General features: G+C 64.2%; 5 protein-coding genes. 3 read left to right on the forward strand and 2 right to left on the reverse strand.

Annotation, left to right across the window (positions count from 1 at the left end; all coding sequences use genetic code 11):
• Positions 1-881, reverse strand: an 881-nt coding sequence (locus WAN02_RS30135; RefSeq protein ID WP_422269043.1) for an acyl-CoA dehydrogenase family protein, incomplete at its 3' end; no start/stop codon positions are given.
• Between the two features lie 580 nt (positions 882-1,461).
• Here WAN02_RS30135 and WAN02_RS30140 point away from each other — a divergent pair.
• Together WAN02_RS30140 and WAN02_RS30145 are read left to right on the forward strand one after the other, a co-directional pair.
• A complete protein-coding gene (locus WAN02_RS30140; protein ID WP_422269044.1) occupies positions 1,462-2,256 on the forward strand; it encodes an SDR family NAD(P)-dependent oxidoreductase in 795 nt (264 codons plus the stop codon).
• A 105-nt stretch (positions 2,257-2,361) separates the two neighbouring features.
• Positions 2,362-3,414, forward strand: coding sequence for a saccharopine dehydrogenase family protein (locus WAN02_RS30145; RefSeq protein WP_422269045.1), 1,053 nt, complete (start codon positions 2,362-2,364; stop codon positions 3,412-3,414).
• A 273-nt stretch (positions 3,415-3,687) separates the two neighbouring features.
• Here the strand turns inward: WAN02_RS30145 and WAN02_RS30150 are convergent, their stop codons facing one another.
• Positions 3,688-3,921: a hypothetical protein gene (locus WAN02_RS30150; RefSeq protein ID WP_422269046.1), complete on the reverse strand. Its 234-nt coding sequence runs from the start codon at positions 3,919-3,921 to the stop codon at positions 3,688-3,690.
• 204 nt (positions 3,922-4,125) lie between these two features.
• On the opposite strand from WAN02_RS30150, the gene WAN02_RS30155 reads away from it, so the two are divergent.
• Positions 4,126-4,761, forward strand: a 636-nt coding sequence (locus WAN02_RS30155; RefSeq protein ID WP_422269047.1) for a TetR/AcrR family transcriptional regulator, incomplete at its 3' end; no start/stop codon positions are given.

Here is a 4,761-nt window from a genome sequence, read left to right on the forward strand (position 1 = left end):
TAGAGCAGTGAGCGGCTTGCCTCTATCTCGGATCGCAGGCGCACCAATTTGTGCTGGATGGCCTGCATCGATGCGATGGGTCGACGGTTGATGGTGCGGCTGGTCAAATAGCCGACGGTCTGGTCCCACGCGCTGTGGGCCAGGCCGAGAGTGATCGCGGACGCGTAAAGGACCGAGGCCGTCGCGTTGCCGTCGACGTCCTGGATCTGGCGGTCGGTGACCATGAAACTCAGATCTACCGATGATTCTGCGGGCACCCGGCAGTTGTTCATGGTGACCAGCCCCCACGGGGCGCCGAAGCCCATCTTCGGGATCGGCGACACCGAGACGCCGGGATGGCCACGTTCGACGTAGAACAATCGCTGGCTGCCCTCGTAGAGACCGGCGATGCCCATGACGTCATAGAAGGTGCCCTGGGTGACCCACAGTCGGGTGCCGTTGAGGATGTAGTCGTCGCCGTCGCGCACCGCGATGTCGGACTGCTCGGCGTAGTTGGCCACACCGGCCGGATCGCTGAACGCGCCCGCGATCATCAGCTCACCGGAGATGACGCCTTCGAGGTAGCGGTCGGAGATCGCGTCGCTGAGCAGCATCACCGGCGCGAACACCATCTGCGGGATGCCGGCGATGGCGACCCCGGGGGACTCACGTCCGAGTTCCTCGAAGATGACGCACGCCGTGGTAGCGCCCTGGCCGAGGCCGCCGCGGGCCTCCGGGACGAGGGTGCGCCACATTCCGAGTTCGCCGCAGCGGCGGGATATCTCGGTGATGAACTCGTGGCCATCGTAGGCCTCGAGGCGGCGTGGCCGGATCTCCTTCTGCGCGAATGTTCGGGTGGCCTGCTGGATCTCGAGCTGTTCCTCGGTCAGGAATCGGGACATGACGGTGCCCTTCGTCTACTAGGTCTGCGGGGGGAGGATTGATGTTCAGTGCTTGTTGACGATGTTGTTGCAGGCCAGCGCGAATCCCAGGTGCTTTCGGTCGACGATCGCCTCTTCGTAGCGTGAGTAACGTCGGCCGATTCCTTCGTCGATCTGGTCGTGGTGAAGCTAAACGGTTCGATGACGAAGATCAGGTCGGAGTCGTGTGCGGTCTGTATCGCTTCGTTGAAGCTATGTCCGGTGTTGACGCCGAGCCGGTAGATGCCTTCACCGTGCTTCTCGAGCCAGCTAACGACGTCTGCTGGGATCCGCGCCGTTCTATCGGATAGCACGAAGGTCAACTCGAGGCCTGCGTCGGAGTCGACCGCGACGCGAACCCTGTCACCTAGGCGACGGCCGCACCTGTCTTCACGAAACGCGCCCCGGCAACCCGCCCATCTAATCGCCGCATCACTGCTCCTTCGCTCCACGCTGCTCAGCAGAGGGAATTTTGGCAGCAACTGTCTATTTTGTTGGCAGTCCCTGTCAAAAGTGAGTATCGTCACTAAAGCCAGCTTTTGTCAAGCGAGAGGAGTGCCGGGTGGGGATCACGAGCAGGCTCGGCGGAAAGGTCGCGATCGTGACCGGTGCGGGTCGCGGCATCGGCCGCGGGATCGCGCGGGCCTTCGCGGCGGAAGGGGCGAAGGTGATGGTGGCCTCGCGCTCGAGTCACACGGTGCGCGAGGTGGTCGCCGAGATCGAGGCATCAGGTGGAACGGCGCGTGGCCTCACGGTCGACGTGGGCGATCGCAGCGCGGTGTTTGCAATGGTCGATCACACGCTGGCGGAGTTCGGCTCGGTCGACATTCTGGCGAACAATGCGCAGGGCTTCGGCACCGCTGCGAAGCCCGCTCCGGCGCCGGTGATCCAGCCGCTCGAGACCTTCGACGAGAACGAGTGGGAGTACACATATCGGACCGGCATCCAGGCGACTCTCTGGGGGATGAAGGCGGTGTTCCCACACATGAAGGGACGCGGCGGCAAGATCATCAATTTCGCCTCCGAATTCGGCATCATGGGCTACGCCGGTTCCGCCGCCTACAACAGCTGCAAGGAAGCGATCCGCGGGCTGTCACGCACGGCGGCCCGCGAGTGGGGGCCGCAGGGCATCAACGTCAACGTCATCACGCCGATGATCCGCACCGACGCCATGGAAACCTTCGAGCGCGCGGACCCAGAAGGCATGGCCGCCATGACGCTGACGATTCCGTTGCAACGCTTCGGCGATCCGCTGAAAGACGCCGGCCCGGTCGCCGTCTTTCTCGCCTCGTCCGAATCCGACTACCTCACGGGCATGAACATCATGCTCGATGGCGGCCACTGCATGTTCCCTTGAAGCAACGGGGATTCGAAAGATGCGCTTCCACCCGACGCCGCGATCGGAATCTTCTGACATGGTCGACATCGACATCTGCTCCATCCAGACGCACAACACGGTCAAATGACAGTGCACGACACAGACGGCCTGTTGATCTATGGCGCCAACGGCTACACCGGGAGGCTGACGGCGCAGCGTGCCGTCGAGTGGGGAATGCGGCCGGTACTTGCAGGGCGCGACGAGCATGCAGTGGGCGAACTGGCCGCAGAGCTTGGACTGCAGAGCCGGATCGCCTCGCTCACCGACCCGGGCGCACTCGACGCGATGCTCGAGGGAATGGCGGTCCTGCTCAACTGCGTCGGCCCGCCCACCGTGGTACCGCCGCTGGTGGAGGCGGCGCTGCGCACGAGGACCCACTACCTCGACATCGCCGGGGACTGTGAATATGTCTACAGCCTCGACCGGCGAGCCGAGGAGGCGCAGGTGGTGCTGTGCCCGATGGCCGGTTACGACCTCGTCCCGAATGACGTTCTGGCGGTTCGGCTTCAGGAACTGCTCCCCGATGCCACCCACATCGAGGTGGGCGTGGTGGCGGGCGGCGCCTCGCAGGGTTCCTCCGAAACCCTGCTTGTCCTGCTGCGAGACAAGGGAACCCAAGTCCGGGAGGACGGGTTGCTGCGAAAACTTCCCTTCGGTTCGCGCCGGTTGAGTTTCCACGGTCCCGGCGGACGGCATGACGCTTGGCTCTTTCCGTTTCCGGACCCGTACACGCTATGGCGCAGCACCGGCATTCCGAACATCGCCGCCTACGTCACCAGCCCGGACCTCTCGGCCACCACCGTACGGGTCACGCGCTGGATGGAGTCACGGCTCTCTAATCGGCGCTTCTTCCGCCTCGCTCGACGGGCAGCCCGCCGGCGGCCGGCGGTCAACCACACCGGCGAGCCTCCCGATCAGCGCTCGATGGTCTGGGCCCGGGTCCGCAACCGAGGGGGCCAAGAGGTTGAGGGCTGGATCGAGACGCCCCCCGGATATGCCTCCACCGCGGCACTCTCGCTGCTCTGTGCCCGCCGGCTACTGAACGGGAGCCCTCCCATCGGTGCGTGCACGCCCGCTCGGCTGATCGACCTCGACGACGTGCTCGAACTCCCCGGCTTCCGGTCCAGCTTGCGATAAGGAGTTGGAACAGCGTGTCGACGCGGTACGGGGGCGTTGGCTGCGACGAACGTCGGGCAGGTGCGGACGTTGCGGATTGTTGTACAGCCGCGAGGAACAGCCGCGTCAGCTGTTCCCGGCGCAAATTCGTTGGCCGCCTGTGCTCCCCGCTGCAGATCGGCCAGTGTCCGCTGACCAGCAACAAGTTGACGAGCTAACTCCCACAAGGTTGCTTGAGGATCCATCGCGAAGACGCCTTCATTCGCGTTGCCGTCCGGCGTAACCAGACACGCGTCAAACCGCAGCAGTCAACGGAACGATCACACGGGCGGTGCGGGCAGCGTACGCGACATCGGCCGACGAGCCGTCGTTCCAGCACAGCAGGGTGTCGATCCGGCGCCACAGCACGAAATCCCTTTGGTACTTGAGCAACTGGGTAGTCTCCTCAATACCCATCAGCCCGGGATGCTGCGAGCCCGCCATCAACCGCGCCGAGTCATACTCGGTGCGCAGCGAACGCCGCTCCAACGCTCCGGGGTCAGCGCCGCACGACCGATCGGGCGCGCGTGGTCCACGATTCGATCAACACGGTCCGCCGCGTGACTTGCTCCTCGGGTAATCGTTGGTGCACAGCGCATCTCGGGCGCGGCGATCATCGGTCTAGTACTCTGGTAGACACTCTCAAGATTGTTGGGAGTGACTGTTTAAGCCATTACTGTGGGCGGGTTGTCAATGAATCCGCCCGGCAAGGACCCGAAGGTTGTGGACAAAGACGGCGTTAAGATGCCGCGGGTGGAGACCGGTGGCTGGCAGAGACGCAAAGTTCAGACCAGGGTCGCGCTGGCCGAAGCCGCAGTCCGGCTCTTTCGGGACCGCGGTTACGAGGCGACGACCGTCGATGACATCGCCCGTGCCGCACACAGCTCGTCGAGCACCTTCTTTCGGTACTTCCGGACGAAGGAGGATGTGCTCTTCCTCAACATCAGAGAGATACAAGACCACTTCAGGGACTTCCTCGGCCAGCCCATCCCCGGCCTGTCCTGCTGGGAGCAGATCCACCTCGGGATCAACATCGGGATGCTGAAGGTCGCCCGCCCCAGCACCGAGGTCGAGGAATTCAGCATCAGGAGCTGGCTCAACGAGCCAGCTGTTAGAGGGCGCTTTCTCGAGCTCGTCACCGAGATGGAGAACACTATGGCCGCGGCGCTCGCAGCCGAGCGCCGCACCGACCCGGATCGCGACCTCTCGGTGCAGTTGGCCGCACGCATCGCGACCGCGATCTACACGGCGGCGTTCCACCTACATATCTGCACCGGCCGTGACCTCGTCACCCTCGTGGACGAGGGCTTCGAGATGGTGGCACCCTTC

The organism is Mycobacterium sp. (genome assembly GCF_049281135.1).
Taxonomy (GTDB): domain Bacteria; phylum Actinomycetota; class Actinomycetes; order Mycobacteriales; family Mycobacteriaceae; genus Mycobacterium.